Source organism: Xanthobacter pollutisoli, assembly GCF_040044995.1.
Lineage (GTDB): Bacteria > Pseudomonadota > Alphaproteobacteria > Rhizobiales > Xanthobacteraceae > Xanthobacter.
Window position 1 is genome coordinate 1 of the sequence record NZ_JBDZDP010000039.1, and the last position, 15992, is coordinate 15992.

Here is a 15992-nt window from a genome sequence, read left to right on the forward strand (position 1 = left end):
ACGCTTTCTTCAAATCCCTGGACCGCCACGCCCTGCCGGTCAGCGCCCATGTGATCCGATCTTTCGCGGGTTCGGCCCGCAAGCTCGACCTCTACACTTGGCTGGGATACCGGCTGCACAACATCGACGCCAACTTGCGGGTCAGCTGGAACGCGCTCCAGGAGCAATTCGGCGGATCGTTCAACCGCCCCCGGGCGTTTCGCGCCCAGCTCGCCAGCGACCTGGCCCACATCAAGGAAGTGCTGCCGAAAATCCCGGTCAAGGTGACGGAGGAGGGGCTTATCCTCGAACCGGCGGACCCTTCCGTGCTCGCGCTCCCCGCGCCCCGTCTTTCCAAAAAAGCCTAACATCCCAAGGGATTGTATACGCAGACTTGGTGGCGACTCAGGCGCTTAGCCGTCCTCGCCCGGCTGCCATGCCGTCCCATTCCGCTGCACTCAGCTCCTCCACGCAGACTTACTGGCGCCTCCCAGCCCCCGAATCGTCCGGCCTCTACGCAGACTTGGTGGCGGGGTGGCCCCGCCCGATTGACGCAGACTTACTGGCGCCCGTTCATGCGCGAGCATGCAGACTTGGTGGCGGCAAAATCGCCTCAAAACGCCACGCAGACTTGGTGGCGCACCCCCATCAAATGGACCCCTTAAGATTCAACGGGTTAGTGAATGCGCTACGCAGACTTGGTGGCGCGACCACGCAGACTTGGTGGCGCACCCCCCGGTTTCGCACGCAGACTTACTGGCGCAGTTCACGCAGACTTACTGGCGCAAATCGCGCAGACTTGGTGGCGCCTTATATAGAACAGAACATTGCAGAACATCTCAGAACACTTTATTACAGAAAAGAATCAGAATCACAGAACAGGGCCTTTTGAAAATTCGGATGAATTTTTGGGCTCTAGCGCCATCGAGCCCCTACCCGACTGAAGATGGACGCGACGAAGGCCACAGACGGCCTTTCAGGCCCGTTTTTGACATCTGAACGATAGACGGGCCGCTACGGTCTCAAAATCGCTCGTAGCGCCTTCCTGTACAGCCCGTCACGCATTGAAGAGCGAAGGATCCGCTAAAGCGGAACAAAGGGCCGCGTTCGCGGCCTGGATGAAGTCGCCCCGGACGGCGGCGACCCCCGGGGCGACTCCCAACCCTGGCGGCCATCGCCTTCCCAGACTGTACCGCGGCGGAATCCTAACGGAAGTCCCCCAACCCTGTCCAAATATCCTCGGGGGTGCGGGGGCGGACAGCCCCCACCTCAGGGCATTTGCGGCCGGACTTTTAGTTTTGTACCCCCGCCTGAGACCGGCTCGGGGGGAGTGTTGTGAGCAACACTCCATTCTGCTCCGACTGGCCCAGGGGCCAGCCGATGCGGCCGGAGCACACCAAATCGTCCTGCGGCATCACCTTGGTCAAGCGAGCAGGGTGGTTCTTGGCAATGAAGGCAATAATCTTATCCGCATACTCTGGACCGCTTAGTTGCCATGGCTCAACGAGCGCCTTCCGACGTCCGTCAAGAAGCCCTTCGCGTTCATTGAGAAGTCGGGAGAGCCGCTGCGCGTCTTCCTCGTCCGGATTCATGTAGCAGCGCACCATGCAATTGCCGATCATGCCATCGGCATTCTTGTAGCGCTCGCGGAACTGACCGATATTTTGGGCGAGAAGCCAGACTCGCAGGCCGTAGCCCCGACCGATGTCGATCATGGACTCCAGGATGTCCATGCGGCCGAGGCGGGGCGCCTCGTCAATGAAGAAAGTGACGACCGGGGCTTCACGGTCAGGGCCTCCGAACATGAGATCGCGCATGGAGAGGCCGATGAGAGGCCGCAGCACGGTCGCATAGCGTTCCAGATCTTCGTCCCGGACGCACAGGTAAAGCGTGGCACCGGTGCGCAGGCCTAGGGTATTGATGGAGCTGGTGTGACTGATGGCTTTGATCGCCGGGGAAATCCACACCCGCAGCTGTGTGCGCGCATTCTCGAACACGCCTTCCCGCTGGTTCTGCGGCATGTCGCGGAACGCTTTAGCCTCTAAACGCAGCTGCTCTACCCCGGTTTCCGCCAAGGCGGCCGCCCATTTCTGGCGGTCCTCGTCCTCGGTGATGGCGTACAGCTGGTTGAGTACGTGGCTCATATTGCGCTGTTCTGGCGGAGCGGCGATTGCGGTGTAAGACAATGCCGTGGTCACCAGGGAAAGGCCTCGCTGCTCCCAATAGGGGTCTTTTGCCTCCTTGGTCTTGACCACCAGAAGATCGGCCAATCGCTCGGCGTCGTCCCAGGCATATGTCGGATCGCCGCGCACCCAATCCAGGGGATTGAACGTGGCGGATATCTCTGGCCGATCCGGAGCGAAACATTGCACCGGCCCGACTTCCGCATGCCGCCAGCCGCCCGTCATGTCGAAAAGTTCGCCCTTCAGGTCAACCACCACGGCACCGCCCCGGTAATGCAGCAGGTTCCTTGCGACCTGGGTTTGCGATTTGCCCGAGCCAGGCATACCGATGGTGGTGAGGCTTTGCGGCAAGTCGTACAGGAGATCGCCGCCGTCTTCGAAGGCGCCTAGCCGCAGCACGGTCCTGCTGTTCGTTCCTTGCGGCGCAAGGGAAGACGCGGAGGAACCAGGCGCTAGCCAACGGGCTCCGGCGAACAAATAGCGCTCGAGCACGGCCCGATCCCCTTCGCTGACCCGCCCCGGCTGGGCCAAAACCGCGCGCAAGCGCGCCTGTAGGCGTTCCGCTGACGCAACGGTCTCGCCAAAATGTCCCAACAGCAGCTTTCCGAGGCGTTCACGCAGGGCCTCTAGTCGGTCCCCGCTACGGAAACCCGGCACATCGGAGCGCACGAGGCACTTGCCCTCATTCCACACGATGGGGGCGAAGATTTCCATGCGCTCGCGCGCGCTCACCTCGCCGAGGGCGTGCAGTATCTCGGTCAGGCGGAGTACCGCGCGTTCGTTGTCCTTGAAATCGGTCAGGGTGCGCGTCAGCACCGCATCTTCCAACGCCCCGGCCGCGATCTTACGCAGATAGGATTCCTGAGTGTCGCCGATCAGGCGATCCATCCCGTCATCTTTGTTATTGTAGATCTTCTTGAACGTCGCCAGCTCGTCGGCCATGGCGATGCCCATGCGTTCCAGCGAGACGCGCGAGATTAGCCCCGGCACCAGGTCCGCCACGCGGATCTCGATGGGGGTGAGGTCATTGGAATATTTTTTGTCGATGGCCGCAAGGATGTCGGGCCGTGAAAATCCAGCCCCCGCCGAAGCGGGAGGCTGGGAAGACAGGCTGTCCGCGCGCACGGCAGCGGTGCTGTGCACGTGCTCCCGGCGGCGGGCGGATTCGATGGTGCGGTTTGCCGAAAGCGATCCGATGATGCCGCCGAGACCCCCGACATAGAAATACAGTCCGAGGCCGAACAGCACGAGCATGAAGCCGATGATGACGGCAGCATCACCCATGACATTTCATCCGCTGATCAAAGACCGGCGTTCTTTTCGTCACGGCGGTCTTTCACATAGCGGGCGACCGCAGCGCCGCCTTTGGCGGCTTGAACTGTCGTCTTTCCGAGACCCGCCATGATCATGCCTCCGGCCATGACGAGGATCGGGATACCGAAAATGAATGGCGGGATAAACGAGACCATCGCGCCGACGACGATCAGGAAGCATCCCATAAGAAGCTTGAACATGCGCCCTACCTCCCGTTGCAACCGGGCTAGCTAGATCGCCACCATTCCCCTGCGCAAGAAGCTTGTGCAAGTGCACAATTCACGAATTGCAACTAAGTTGACGTGATGTCCCCCGGATGAGTAGCCGGCCTTGGCATTGGGCGCTGTGCGGAGATGTCCAACGGGGGTGCTAGTTGTCGTTCAGACCGGGGGCTTGCGGGCGACCGTGCGGGCATTTTATGGTGCCAACCAGGGGTAGAGCGCACTTATGGGTTTGCGTAGCAAACCCTGTGACCATTCGACGGGGAATGACGCTGGTGGCCATCTACAGCCTCCACCACAGCGCAGTCGGCAAATCTACTCAACGGCAGCCATATACCGCCGCCGCTCACGCCCGATATGTCACTCGTCCTGGTGCCATGAGCCGCCTGGAGGGGGCCAGGATGCCGGTTGCGCCCGCATCCGTCATCGACTGGTTGTGCCAGGCAGAAGACACGTCACGCGCGAATGCACGCATCATCGACAAGGTCACGCTTGCGCTTCCACGTGAGCTCAATGCTGCGCAACGAGTGCAGCTTGTGCGGTCCTTCGCCGAGGATGTTACAATGGGAAAAGCGCCCTGGCTGGCGGCCTATCACGATAAGGGCAAGGACGAGAGCAATCCCCATTGTCACCTGATCATCCGGGACCGTGATCCGGAGACGGGCAAGCGGGTAATGGGCATGAGCGAGCATGGCTCGACCCAGCGCCTGCGTCTCGCATGGGAGCGCCACGCGAATGCCGCCCTTGAACTCGCCGGGCGGCAAGAGCGCATCGACCATCGTACTCTGAAAGCCCAGGGCATCGACCGGGCACCTACCATTCACGAAGGCCCGAAGGCCCGAGCGATGGAGGGGCGTGGCGCCCGGCCGGTTTCGCGTGAGCGTGCCGCTCGCAATATGCCCAAGTGCCGGACCCGCACGCGGCGGATCAATTACCCCCAGATCGACGGGTCACGCTCCCGGCCCGGATACAATCGCAGGGTAAGGGAGGGCGTCGGGGACTATTGGGCGGCCATTGACGCAGACCAGCAGGGCCGCGAGCTGGAAGTGCTGCGCGGAATCCATCGACCTGAGCCGTTAATGGAGGGTGGTCGTATCATCCTGATCCAGCCCCCGCAGAAGCAGGGAATAGGTGCTGGCTCGCATCTCCTCCCGATATCGGACACACTCAGCGTCCCAAGCGGCTCGTTTAGCGTCAATTTCCGCCCAACCGTCTTCCAGCCAACGTCGAATGGGGTTGCAGGACGGAAGGCGCAAGATGAAGCGGCCGATGGCTTCGCCCGAAGCATACAACCAGCGGTCAATCCACTCTATCATGTTGTAGAAATAGGGCAGTCACTCTCTTTTGACAAGGAAAAATCGATGTCTATAGAAGATGATATTCTAAGAAGGCATAGATTCGAACTGGTTAATGCTCAAGTTAATGCCGATAAAGCGAAGTCTAACTACGATCAATTGATGAAAAGATCTTTTTTAAATCCGGAAGAAGCAGAAAGAAAAATGAATAATTTTTCAAAGCATAATAGTGACGATAAATTTTACAATCTATTACGTAATAACGAGAGAAAAAATGAATTTGGAAGACGTCCAGGAAGCCTTATGTCAAAGGACTTTTTCAAATCAGGAGCTTCTGAGAGGAGGAAGGACTCCTGGCTGGCGCGTAGAGATCTGCCTGATGCTGTTCGCGATCACCGAGAGGCGCAGAAGCGTTTAAATATCGCTAAGGCGGCCTATGACACTTCCTTAGATCGGCAACGAACCGCCGCAGCGGCGCCCTCAACAGAGCGCGCGCCTCATGTGGCGCCGGAACCTGCCGGACCTGCTCAATCTCCATCTATCCGGCCTCCGGAACCCCATCGCGCGCCGCACGTAGTGGCGCAGCCTCTGCCGCAGAAAGCGCCATCAGCGACACCGCCAACTCCGCAAGCCCAACGAGCGCCGCACATGGCAACGCAACCAAATCGGGCTCCTGGTATCCAAGCCACGCCTGCCGCGCCCGCGCCAATAACGTCAGGTTCTGCCCCAACTCCGGCCGTCACTCCCCAGCAGATGGCCGCAAAGACAGTTGTGCCTAAGAAGGACAAGGAGTTTCAGCCGTAGGTATGGTCACCGTGCCGCTGCTAGGTCGTCCAGCTAATGGACAGCACATAGAAATGCGTTCCGGGGTGTGGTCCTGGTCGCGAGTCCCAGCTTGCCGAAAAGCCGAGGCGGGTCAGTCTTTCCATGGCCCTCCGGCCGGTCTCCGTGTCGCGGATGTTGATGGGCAAAGCGGGGGCCAGGTTCACGTGGTCAAACCCCTTGCCCGCCGCCTCCCGAATGGCGCCCTCGACCTTTTCCCATTCCAGCAGCTCGCGCGCGGCCTGTTCCCGGCCGTCCTGCGTGGATTGCCGCGCCCGTTCGAGCATGGCGGAAGATTTGCGGGGGGCGATCATGCCGCGCGCCTTTCCTTCGGCGCCCGGCGGCGGCCCAGGTAGGTGTCCACCACGGCAAGGCGGCCGTGCCCCAGCTCGCGGGAGATCGCCAAACGTACCGCCCGGTCGCGGCGCTCCTGGTCGGCCGTCATGCCCTCGATGGTGGGGCCGCCCCGGGCCGGGCAGTCCCAACCGGTCAGCACCTTGTACCGCCATTGCGCGTAGCCGTGGCGCAGGCCGTGGGCCTGCCCCAGCCCCGCCGCCCGGGTCTGGTGCTTGTAGCGTTGCAGGTAGTCCCGATACGTCATGCCGGCCGGCACCAGGGAGCCGTCGCCGGCGACGCGGCGCACCTCTTCCAGCAGCTCCCGTTGCCGGGGGTGCGTCAGTGGGATTTCCCGATAGCGCCCGCCCTTGGTGGTGGACGGGACCAGCGCCAGGTATTGCCCCCGGTCACTGATCCGCGGCCGGAATTTCAGAGCCTCCTCGCGGCGCAGGCCGAAGGCCGCTTCCAGCTGGAGCGCCAGCTTGATCCGGTCGTCTTTCACCTTGGCCAAGGTGGCCGCGTCCGCCTTGCGAGCCTTGCTGCCCTGGTACGGGGTGCGCTCGGCCAGGCCGAACCGTTCGTTCGAGGCGGGCAGCAGGCCCGGCTTGTTGATCTGCTCCGCCCACCACCTGGCCCAGCCCAGCCGGTTGCGTATGGTGGAATCTGTCACGCCCTCGGCCTTCCAGTGGCCCACCAGGGCATCGATATGCTTCGGCTTCAGGGAGATGGCCGCCGGGAGCCGGAACCCCAGCTGGCGCAGCTCCCCCGCCATTGCCTGCAAGCCCCGGTGCCGGTTGGCGCGGGTCGCAAAGGACCCGTCCGCCACCCGCTGAGTGAGGGCTTTGAGGGAAAAACTCAGATCGTCCATTCATCATGCAATCGTTGTGGTTAGTGTTCATGGCCTCCGCCTGTCCCGCGCGCGGGTTCCAGGTGGCGCGTCCGAAGACGCCAAGGGGCCGGGGTCCTCCGAACTAGCTAGGTCCGCGTCCTCCGCTCCTTCATGCCTACAAGCCTTCCATGCTCTCAGCGGCGTGGCCGCGTCCTTTCAGCCGTTCGCTCGCTCGTCGTCATGTTCTTCATCGTTCGCATCTCTGTGCTCTCCTGTGCCGTGCCCGTGGGGCCGTGCGGTTCTGTCCAGGGGGTGGCGCCGCGCTCGCGACCGCCGGTGTTGTGATGCTCGCGCATCCTCAGGGTTCCTTTCCAATGTTGCGCGGGCTGTTGCCCGCAGATGTCACCTGTCATCGATGACGCGGCCCGTGTGGCACGCGTCGGGCATTTATCCCGGCGCGGTCCTGCCCCGCCTGACGGGGGGCGCCTGGTCCGCCCATTCCTGGCTGCTGCATTGGGGTTTGGGCCGTCAGGCCCGGGCGGCGCGCGCCTGCAAGCCGCCCTGTCACTGTCAGCCCAACCGCCGCCAGTGACAGGGCTCTGTCGCGCCCAGAGGTGCCCAGGCCACACCCCGGGAGGGCATGGCCTGGCCAGCGGGAGGGTGCCCTCCCGCCCCCTCCCCATGCCCGCTTAGGGGCTCCGCCCATCCAGCGGGCGGCGGGGTGCCTGCCGCCCCCGCAAGCCCCCGGCGTGGCCCGCTTAGGGCCTTGCGGCCGTCCAGCAGGCCAACGTCCGCCCCGACTGGCGGCCGTGGACGGCTCAGGCTCCCTACAGCGCCATGTGGGGGGCGCGCTCGCCTCGCCTTCCGGGAAGGGACCTCCGCTTGTCTGTGTTCTGTTTTTGTTCTATTTCGTGCGGCCCATGGAGCGGCTTTGGCAATTCCCCTATGTCGTCGTCCGGGTGGACTGCCCCCTGTGCAAACGGCAGGGCAGCTACCGCCTGGCCCGCCTCGCCCAGCTCCACGGCGCCGAGATCACCCTGGAGGAGCTGCTGGACGCCCTCGCCTACGGATGCCGCTGGAGGGACCCGCAGCGACGCCCGCCGCGCAAGTACCAGGCGAAATGCGGCGCGCGATTCACGGACATCCGGGCCAGGAGCCCCACGTCCTCCCGACTTGCCGCCCGCCCTCGGCGCGCTCCGGGTCATTCCAGGCGGGAGGACCGGCACGGAATGAGTGAGGGCCCGCCAGGTGGCGAGCCCTCTGTTTGATCAGCGCGGCTGGACCTCGGGGAAGCGCTTGCCGGTCAACACCTCGCTGACGCGCCCCTGATTGATGCCGAGCTTCGCGGCGATCTCGTGCTGGAGGAGGTCATCCGTCCGCGCGAGAAGCTTGATCTTGGCCGCGATTTCGGCCGTGAGAGGAGGGGAGTGGCGGCGAGTCAACGCTTCTTTCCCGCGCCGTTGTGGGTCGGGTCAGCCACAACGTAGCGCTGACCGGGCTTCGGGGTGGGAGGCAGGCTCTTTCCCTGGACGCCCGTACGCTCGGGGGCACCCGGAGGCGTACCGCCGCGCGGCCCAACGATGGCGTACTGAGCAGAGACCGGAGCGGGCTCGCCCGGCTTATAGGTCTTGGACATTTTCAGCCTCGCGATATCGCGAAAAAGGGCGGCCTTGTGAAAAGCGCCTTTTCGGACTATCCCGAGGGTGCGAAGCACGGGGGTCTATAGCCTCCTAGCGGTCTACCGGCCGCCCAGGGCGTAGACCTCAGAAGACAAAAGGCGGACCAGAAACCTGGTTCGCCTTTTTTATGGCCGAGTCCCAGCTCGGCGGCAATGGGATGATTAGAGGCCCCCGCTGGAAAATATCCGTTCTGCCCCAATACGCAATAAACGCTTCATTTATTGCAACGCCCCGTTAGCAACGAAAAGCGGCGCCTTCGTTGCTAACGGGGCGTACCAGAAATGTCAAGCTTTTGACGGAGGTAACGTCTTGATTTATATGGGATGAAGTTTGGCAATCTTGGGGCAGAACGTTGCAAAATACTAATCGCAAAAAAGTTCGCCCATCCACAGGCGTCACGCTTACCGAGCATCTGGCGCAGGAAATCGCGTTCATAGAAAGACAAATATCGGATCTAGAAGCAGAGAGGGACGCGCTAAAGAGGCGTCTTACAAGTCTATCCTATAGGGTTTCGGTTAATTTGACGGTTTCAAGAAAGAATAGTGCAGACAGAATACTCATTGAGTCTGCAATTCTAAATGCTCTCAACCAGTCTAGCTCCCCACTTGGAGCTTATTCGTTGTCCTTTGACGCAAAGGCGCTCAATCGGGATCTGAAAACCGCAACGTTGCGTTCGTACCTGCATCGTCTGAAGGGGAAGGGATACATCACGTCGACCGGCCGGGGGCGTTGGGCCATCACCCCGGCTGGCAAGCATTACATTGGGCAGCTGCGGTCCTGATTCCACCTGGTCAATGCTGCCCGGGCCTTGTCAGTTCCGGATCGTGGGCAGTTCCAAAAGCCTCCATGAACAAGAGGCGGCAACGCTCCACTCCCATTCGCGCAGCTGACGCCGCCAAAGGCGCGGCGGCAGAGCACGCCTTCCGCGCCTGGCTGGACGCTTCCGTGCTCCCCCATATCTACGTGGAGCAGTCGCCCATGAGCGTGCCGGTGCCCCTGCGCGGGTATATCAAGCGCCCGGACTACATCGTGGGCATCCCCCACGTGGGCATGGTGGCGTTCGACGTGAAGGCCAAGACCCTCTACCCCGAGGGCCTGGTGTTTGACCTGGACGAAATCCGCAAGCTGCGCGCCTTCGCACGCATGTTCCGGATCACCATCTATTTTGCGTGCCTCGACCCCGAGGGCGGCTATCTGGCCTATTGGGTGCGTCTCGACCAGCTGGACGGGGTGCCCCTCCAGCACATGGCCAGAAAGGCCGTCCTGGTCCTTCCGCTCGACCAGGCCCAGCCCGTGGACATGCGGGCCAGCTTCTACGAGGCCTTTCTAGACGCCGTAGCGCTGGTCTGACGAGGAAGGGGCTCCCGCCGTCGTCAGGCGCCGGCGATGTACCGGACCTCGTTCAGCAGGAAGTTTCCGACCCTCTTACCCGGGGTTGCGGAGCTTCAGAGCCGGAGTGTGGTCGACGACGTAGGTTTGCAGGATCGTGTCCAACGTCCGGACCTCCGGGCCGACCTTATCCACCGAGTGCCAGGTGTCGGCCCCGACGGCGAAGGCGTAGCCCGTGTTCGGCAGGAACGACATTTTTGGGCCAGCTCGAACCCGCCGTTCGGCTTGCGCCGGTCCATGCGAGTGCAAATGTGGCTGGTTCTGTCATCTTGCGGTAAGTAAAGCTGGAGCGTGATCTCTTTCACGCCGTGTGTCAGTGTGAAATCCGATGCTGTAGCCCGCCCCATCGCGGGCCGGCAATCGGCACGGGGTACATGCCTGTTTCCATGAAACCGGGGCCAGCCGCCGCATGAACACATCCCTCAGCTCCGGCGCGTCCAGGGCCGCGCCACCAGCGCCCACACAGGTAAGACAAGCACATACCTCGTCTGAATGCTGCTTCAGAATATATTTTATACCTTATCGATCTCGGTTGCGGCCTGTTTTTCTGAATTACCCCTATCAACCACCGAAAGACCAAAAAATTTTTCAAAAACTATTCCTATTAACGCGCCGAATGCTGATTCTACAGCGCCAAGCCACATTTTAAATTCATTCAGCTCATAATTAGAGAAATATGAAAATCTAATAACGATAAAAAGAAGCGCCAGACAAAACGATGCAACGATTATATACATCGTCATTGCTGCAAGGACGTCAGTCACACCTCCTTGATCATTTTTATTTTCTGCACTTGCCACAACATATTTAATAAATGGAGTCACATAATAAAGTGTTATAGGCATTGCGATTAGTATACTACCAACCTGGTCTACTAAATTTGAAAATCTATAAGTTGTTGACAGTATAATAAATACAATAATATGACTCAATAACACTGTTAAACCACATAAATAACGAAATGCATGAGTGGACATGTCAAATTCTCTCTATTAGTGTGTTATAAATTCAATTGCATCTACGAAGTGTCCCATAAGTTTTTGTTGAAAAACACCAATTTCATTTTCCATGTCTTGCGGAATATACGTAAATGGCACGTCCTCGGGTGGAGGGACATCCGGACTCGTTTTATACATTGGTTCGTAGTCTATTAATTGTATTTTAGCTTCATATGGACCAATCTTAGAAACGCTAAAAAGAAAACGATGTCTTTCAACCCAATTTTGTTTACCCAGTGACAGCAATGTACTCTTTCCTATAATCTCAAAAGTTCCTTGATAGGAACGTTGATCAATATTAATTGTAGAAATTCTCATCGATATAACATCGTTTTTATCTTTAAGTATAATAGGTAAATTGTTCATTCCTAATGGAGAGCCTACAAATTTTGATAATGCATACGTAATAATCATACGTATTTCCAGAGATTTAAAACTGTCTTCAGGTGTAAGTGGCACTATAATTGGTGGAGGTGGGGCGATAGAAGGCCCTGCGACGGAATTTCCGTAGAAATTAAATGTCTTCCTCGTTTTTGGTAGCGTTACCTTTTGCTCCAAAGGCTTCATGTGTATTTGTGGTTGGAATCCTTGTGCTTGAGCGATCGCCCTTTCAAGGCCGATTGGTATTAGGCAAGCTATTATTCCAACGGCCCACAAGTGCTTAACCATTTCCAGCCCCCCCACCGGGAATTGTCGGGTTTGATTAGACATGCTTTGTCGTCGATTTTCAATTGTAGCCGTGCAGGTGGGGCGGACCCGCGTCGAGAACGACATGGATCGCTGACAACGCTATCTGCTGCATGCGAAAATCACGAGTTCTGCAAATTTCCTTTGGCCCTGAAACCTCAATGGGTTATGTTTGCGTAATATAAGTACGAAAGTCAGTCCTGAAACATGCCTCCGCGAGCCGTCCGCAACATCCCCTCGGCCGACGCCAACCTGGTCGGCTACGCGCGCGTCTCCACCTTCGGCCAGACCCTCGACGCCCAGGTTGAGCAGCTGACGGCGGCAGGGTGTTCCCGCATCTTCAAGGAGAAGGTCAGCGGCGCCCGGGCCGACCGGCGCGAACTGAACCGCCTCCTCGCCACCCTTGGGGAGGGCGACCAGGTGCTGGTCACCCGAATTGACCGCCTGGCGCGCTCTACCTTCGACCTGTTCGCCATCGTCCGGCGGATTGTGGACGCAAAGGCGCAATTCCGCTCCTTGGCCGAACCGTGGGCCGACACGGCCACCAGCACGGGCCGCCTGATGCTCGCCGTCCTCGGAGGCCTCGCCGATGTGGAACGGGACCTGATCCGCACCCGGACGGCCGAGGGCCGCGCCCGGGCCAAGGAACGCGGTCAGGTGATGGGCCGCCGATCTTCCCTCAGCCCCCAGCAGAAGCAGGAGGTACGCGAGCGACTGGCGGACGGCGCCCAGCTCGCCGACCTGGCGCGCACCTTCAACGTCAGCCGCTCCACCATATCCAGGCTGAGGCCTCGCCCATGAGCACCGTGCAGCTGCGCAAGATCGATCCCAGCCGGAACATGGCCCGGTTCTACATGCTCACCGTGCAGCCAGCCTATTCGGGGATTGGTGCCTGGTGCGCGAGTGGGGCCGGATCGGCTCTCCCGGCCGAGTGGCCTCTACGCCCTTCCCCTCCCCTGCCCTAGCCGAGGCCGCCCTGGACAAGTGCCAGCGTCAGAAGGTCCGCAAGGGGTATAGTGAGCCGGGCATACCGTGTGACAGAATCGGGCGCTTGGTATAAAAAAGTCTCATGAGCTTTAGTGACTATATCATCTATGCCGATGAAAGCGGCGACCACAGCCTAACCTCTATCAATCCACAAAATCCAGTATTCGTTCTGGTATTTTGCATCTTTGATAAGAGGAAGTATGTGGAACGCGCTGTTCCAGCCGTTCAGAGGCTTAAGTTCGACTTCTGGGGCCACGATTGCGTGGTTTTGCATAGCCACGAAATCCGCAAGGCGACAGGTGAATTCAATATTTTGCTGAACCCCAACACGCGCCAGGACTTTCTTGCCCGGATCAATGGTCTCATTGAAGAGATCCCAGTGACCGTTATCGCGGCCGTGATCGACAAGCAGCGTCATGTGCGCCGCTACTCAGATCCCGCAAACCCCTACGAGATCGCCCTGACTTTCTGCATGGAGCGGCTGCATCGGTGGCTCGGCGAACATGACCAAGCCGACCGCCAGACCCACCTGATCGTCGAATGCCGAGGCGCCGCCGAGGACAGAAAGCTAGAGCTTGAATTTCGGCGGATTGCGGATGGTCGGAACGCCAGGAACGAGGCCATGCCCCATCTCGATATCCGCTTCATGGACAAGAAGCACAATTCGACGGGCTTGCAGATCGCGGACCTCTTCGCCCACCCTATCGGGCGTCATGTCATCAATCCGGCTCAACCAAACAGGGCTTACGAGCTGGTGGAGACCAAGTTCCGCCGCAACGAGAACGGCCGAATCCAAGGGTTTGGGCTGAAGGTGTTCCCCTAAAAAGCGAAAGGCCCCGAGCTTCCCCGAGGCCAGACGCCGAACGAGCATTCCCGTTCCATTTAAGTCAGTATCTAGGGCAAATCGCCCAGGTGTCAAGAGATAAGGTATATCTAAAGATATATCGTGTTAGATTTTGCATCCCGCTGTGCGGCCGGGCTGTCGGGCTGCGCCCCGAGCCCTCAAGCGGTCTCGGCCCTTGCGGGCTTCCATCCCTGATGCAGCATCTCCCGGCCGCAGACGCGGCCGAGAGGGGAGGACGGGGCGCCGCCCCATCCCTCCCCCGCAAGGGGCAAGCCCTTGCCCCCCACCCTTCCCCGCGTTCGCCACGTGGCAGAGGTTCAGGCAGGCTGAACCCCTGATCTATTTAAAACAGAGACTTAGACTCCCACACAGCGTCATTATGCTTTTATGCTTTTATGCTGTAGCATTAAGACGTTTTTATGCTACAGCATAAATATGCTGTTATGCTGTAGCGTCACAGCGTCTTTATGCTATTATGCTGCCCATGAAGATCATCACCCTGACCACCCAGAAGGGGGGGACCGGCAAGACCACCCTTGCCACCTCCCTTGCCGTTGCCGCCATGGAAGCCGGTGAGACCGTCGCCGCCTTCGACCTCGACCCCCAAGGCTCGCTGGCACGCTGGGGTGAGCTGCGAACCGCTGAAACCCCGATTGTCGAGACGTTCCCGGCAAAGAACGTCGCTCAGCTGCCCGACATGGTGCGCAGCTTGGCCAACAAGGGTTTCAGCCTGGTCATCATCGACACGCCCGGCGCCGACAACACCGCCACTCACAAGGCCATGGAAGCGGCCAGCTGGTGCCTGGTCCCGATCCGGCCGACCCGCCTCGATGCCATGGCTGTGCAACAGACCGTCCGGGCATTGATGCGCGGCGACAAGCCCTTTGCGTTCGTACTGAACCAGTGCCCCAGCTCTGGCCGCAGCTCCCGCGCCGCCGACATGGCCGCCGGTCTTTCGGCCCTCGGCCTCCTGGCCGAACCACCCGTTTGCTCTCGCACCGACTATCAGGACGCTTTCGCGGCCGGGCAGGGGGTGACCGAGTTCGCGCCTAAGGGACGTGCCGCCGAGGAAGTCCGCGCCCTGTGGACCTGGATCAATCGCCAAGCCCCGGAGGTGACCCAATGAGCCGCAGACCTTCAATTTTCGACGCATCAGACTTTGCAACGGTGCCTCAAAAGGCCCCCGCCACCCAAAAGACAAAGCCCGTGCCTGCTCCCGCCCCGGTGCTTCCTGCCGCCGAGGACGCTCGCGTGGTGGAATCCACCGCCCCCGCAAAAGGGGAGGGGGACATGTTCCGCACGAGCCTCTACCTCCCGCACGCCGTTCATGACGTGCTGCGCGAGATCGCCCATGTGGAGCGCAAGAAGGTCCATGACCTCCTGCGCGAGGGCATCGACCATGTGCTGACATCCCGTCTTCACCCGTCCATCGACGAGATCACCCGCAAGGGCAAGGCATAATTGTGCTTTTATGCTGTAGCATAAATATGCTGTTGTGCCGGTTCATTGGGCACAAATCGGCCGCGCGCGCTTCCGCAAAAACCTGCGCCGACGTAGCATGAAGCGATGCGGCATCCCGACGAGCACCTGATTCGTGACGAGGACCTGCGCGCCAAACTCGAAGACGCGCGCGGGAAATTCGCGTTCGAGCAGCAGGTAGGCATTCTCATCACCACCCAACGCCGCCGGGACCAGGAACGCGAGGCGCAGGACGCCAGAAACAAGGCCCTCGCGCTCATGCCCCGGGAGAAGCGCCGCCGGGCCATCATCCGGGAAGTCATCGAGAACGAGCCGCCAGCGGCGGCCGACCTGCGCCATATTCACAGTGTGATCGCCGTATGCGGGATGCCCTACGACCGGCCGCCGCCCGGTGTGCGCCGCTTTGAGAAGAAGCAGGGCAACATGAGCCTTGTGATCCACGCAGGCGAACTCTCCGGCCGAGATACCGCATGGGTGGAGCAACCGCTGCCGTTCGGCCCCAAGGCCCGGCTCATCATGATTTCCCTATGTTCGGAAGCCATCCGGCAGAAGTCCGCCACCATTGAGATCGCCGACAGTCTGTCCGGCTTCATCCGGGACATGGGCTTTCCCGTCACCGGCGGCAAAAAGGGGACGCTCCAGGCTTTCAAGGAGCAGCTGAACGCGCTCGCGGCCTGCGACATGAAGATTGGCGTTTGGGACGGGGAAGGGCAGGCGGCCCGCACCCGCAGGATCACGCCGTTCGAGTCCATCGACGTGTGGCTGCCCCGGGCATCATCACCGGATCAGCCGTCACTCTGGCCGAGCACGGTCACGTTCAACGACGCTTTCTTCAAATCCCTGGACCGCCACGCCCTGCCGGTCAGCGCCCATGTGATCCGATCTTTCGCGGGTTCGGCCCGCAAGCTCGACCTCTACACTTGGCTGGGATACCGGCTGCACAACATCGA

17 protein-coding genes are annotated in these 15992 nt (G+C 60.3%); 9 read left to right on the forward strand and 8 right to left on the reverse strand.

Features of this window, described 5'->3' with window-relative positions:
• The coding region (locus tag ABLE93_RS25845; protein WP_348842551.1) for a replication protein RepA at window positions 1-347 on the forward strand (347 nt) is incomplete at its 5' end.
• A gap of 924 nt (window positions 348-1271) precedes the next feature.
• Here the strand turns inward: ABLE93_RS25845 and ABLE93_RS25850 are convergent.
• Together ABLE93_RS25850 and ABLE93_RS25855 are read right to left on the reverse strand one after the other, a co-directional pair.
• Entirely contained in the window at window positions 1272-3446 is a 2175-nt protein-coding gene (locus ABLE93_RS25850) for a type IV secretory system conjugative DNA transfer family protein (protein ID WP_348842552.1), read from the reverse strand.
• A gap of 17 nt (window positions 3447-3463) precedes the next feature.
• Window positions 3464-3676, reverse strand: coding sequence for a hypothetical protein (locus ABLE93_RS25855; RefSeq protein WP_348842553.1), 213 nt, complete (start codon window positions 3674-3676; stop codon window positions 3464-3466).
• Window positions 3677-4098: 422 nt separating this feature from the next.
• On the opposite strand from ABLE93_RS25855, the gene ABLE93_RS25860 reads away from it, so the two are divergent.
• Entirely contained in the window at window positions 4099-5796 is a 1698-nt protein-coding gene (locus ABLE93_RS25860) for a MobA/MobL family protein (RefSeq protein ID WP_348842554.1), read from the forward strand.
• A 20-nt stretch (window positions 5797-5816) separates the two neighbouring features.
• Here ABLE93_RS25860 and ABLE93_RS25865 read toward each other — a convergent pair whose 3' ends face one another.
• The 3 genes from ABLE93_RS25865 to ABLE93_RS25875 form a co-directional block, all read right to left on the reverse strand.
• The gene (locus tag ABLE93_RS25865) at window positions 5817-6128 is read right to left on the reverse strand and encodes a hypothetical protein (protein ID WP_348842555.1); all 312 of its coding nucleotides are present in this window, start codon (window positions 6126-6128) and stop codon (window positions 5817-5819) included.
• Window positions 6125-7018 carry a phage integrase N-terminal domain-containing protein gene (locus ABLE93_RS25870; RefSeq protein ID WP_348842557.1) on the reverse strand — a complete coding sequence of 298 codons (894 nt, stop codon included), beginning with the start codon at window positions 7016-7018 and terminating at the stop codon, window positions 6125-6127. The genes ABLE93_RS25865 and ABLE93_RS25870 overlap by 4 nt, the downstream gene beginning before the upstream one ends.
• Before the next feature lie 1229 nt (window positions 7019-8247).
• Window positions 8248-8421 (reverse strand): hypothetical protein, encoded by a 174-nt coding sequence (locus tag ABLE93_RS25875; RefSeq protein WP_348842558.1) that lies wholly within the window; start codon window positions 8419-8421, stop codon window positions 8248-8250.
• A gap of 1182 nt (window positions 8422-9603) precedes the next feature.
• Between ABLE93_RS25875 and ABLE93_RS25880 the strand changes: the two genes are divergently transcribed.
• Window positions 9604-10008, forward strand: a complete 405-nt coding sequence (locus tag ABLE93_RS25880; protein ID WP_348842559.1) for a hypothetical protein — start codon at window positions 9604-9606, stop codon at window positions 10006-10008.
• 75 nt (window positions 10009-10083) lie between these two features.
• Here the strand turns inward: ABLE93_RS25880 and ABLE93_RS25885 are convergent, their stop codons facing one another.
• From ABLE93_RS25885 to ABLE93_RS25895, 3 genes are all read right to left on the reverse strand, one after another.
• Entirely contained in the window at window positions 10084-10242 is a 159-nt protein-coding gene (locus tag ABLE93_RS25885; RefSeq protein ID WP_348842560.1) for a hypothetical protein, read from the reverse strand.
• Between the two features lie 317 nt (window positions 10243-10559).
• Window positions 10560-11024, reverse strand: a complete 465-nt coding sequence (locus ABLE93_RS25890; protein ID WP_348842561.1) for a hypothetical protein — start codon at window positions 11022-11024, stop codon at window positions 10560-10562.
• Window positions 11025-11039: 15 nt separating this feature from the next.
• Window positions 11040-11756 (reverse strand): hypothetical protein, encoded by a 717-nt coding sequence (locus ABLE93_RS25895; protein WP_348842562.1) that lies wholly within the window; start codon window positions 11754-11756, stop codon window positions 11040-11042.
• Between the two features lie 183 nt (window positions 11757-11939).
• Here ABLE93_RS25895 and ABLE93_RS25900 point away from each other — a divergent pair, with 183 nt between their 5' ends.
• The 6 genes from ABLE93_RS25900 to ABLE93_RS25925 all read left to right on the forward strand — a co-directional run.
• Window positions 11940-12533, forward strand: coding sequence for a recombinase family protein (locus ABLE93_RS25900; RefSeq protein ID WP_348842563.1), 594 nt, complete (start codon window positions 11940-11942; stop codon window positions 12531-12533).
• 130 nt (window positions 12534-12663) lie between these two features.
• The gene (locus ABLE93_RS25905) at window positions 12664-12792 is read left to right on the forward strand and encodes a hypothetical protein (protein ID WP_348842568.1); all 129 of its coding nucleotides are present in this window, start codon (window positions 12664-12666) and stop codon (window positions 12790-12792) included.
• A 9-nt stretch (window positions 12793-12801) separates the two neighbouring features.
• Window positions 12802-13542, forward strand: a complete 741-nt coding sequence (locus ABLE93_RS25910) for a DUF3800 domain-containing protein (protein WP_348842564.1) — start codon at window positions 12802-12804, stop codon at window positions 13540-13542.
• Between the two features lie 505 nt (window positions 13543-14047).
• Window positions 14048-14689 (forward strand): AAA family ATPase, encoded by a 642-nt coding sequence (locus ABLE93_RS25915; RefSeq protein WP_348842565.1) that lies wholly within the window; start codon window positions 14048-14050, stop codon window positions 14687-14689.
• Between the two features lie 164 nt (window positions 14690-14853).
• Window positions 14854-15024, forward strand: coding sequence for a hypothetical protein (locus ABLE93_RS25920; protein WP_348842566.1), 171 nt, complete (start codon window positions 14854-14856; stop codon window positions 15022-15024).
• A gap of 105 nt (window positions 15025-15129) precedes the next feature.
• The coding region (locus ABLE93_RS25925; RefSeq protein ID WP_348842567.1) for a replication protein RepA at window positions 15130-15992 on the forward strand (863 nt) is incomplete at its 3' end.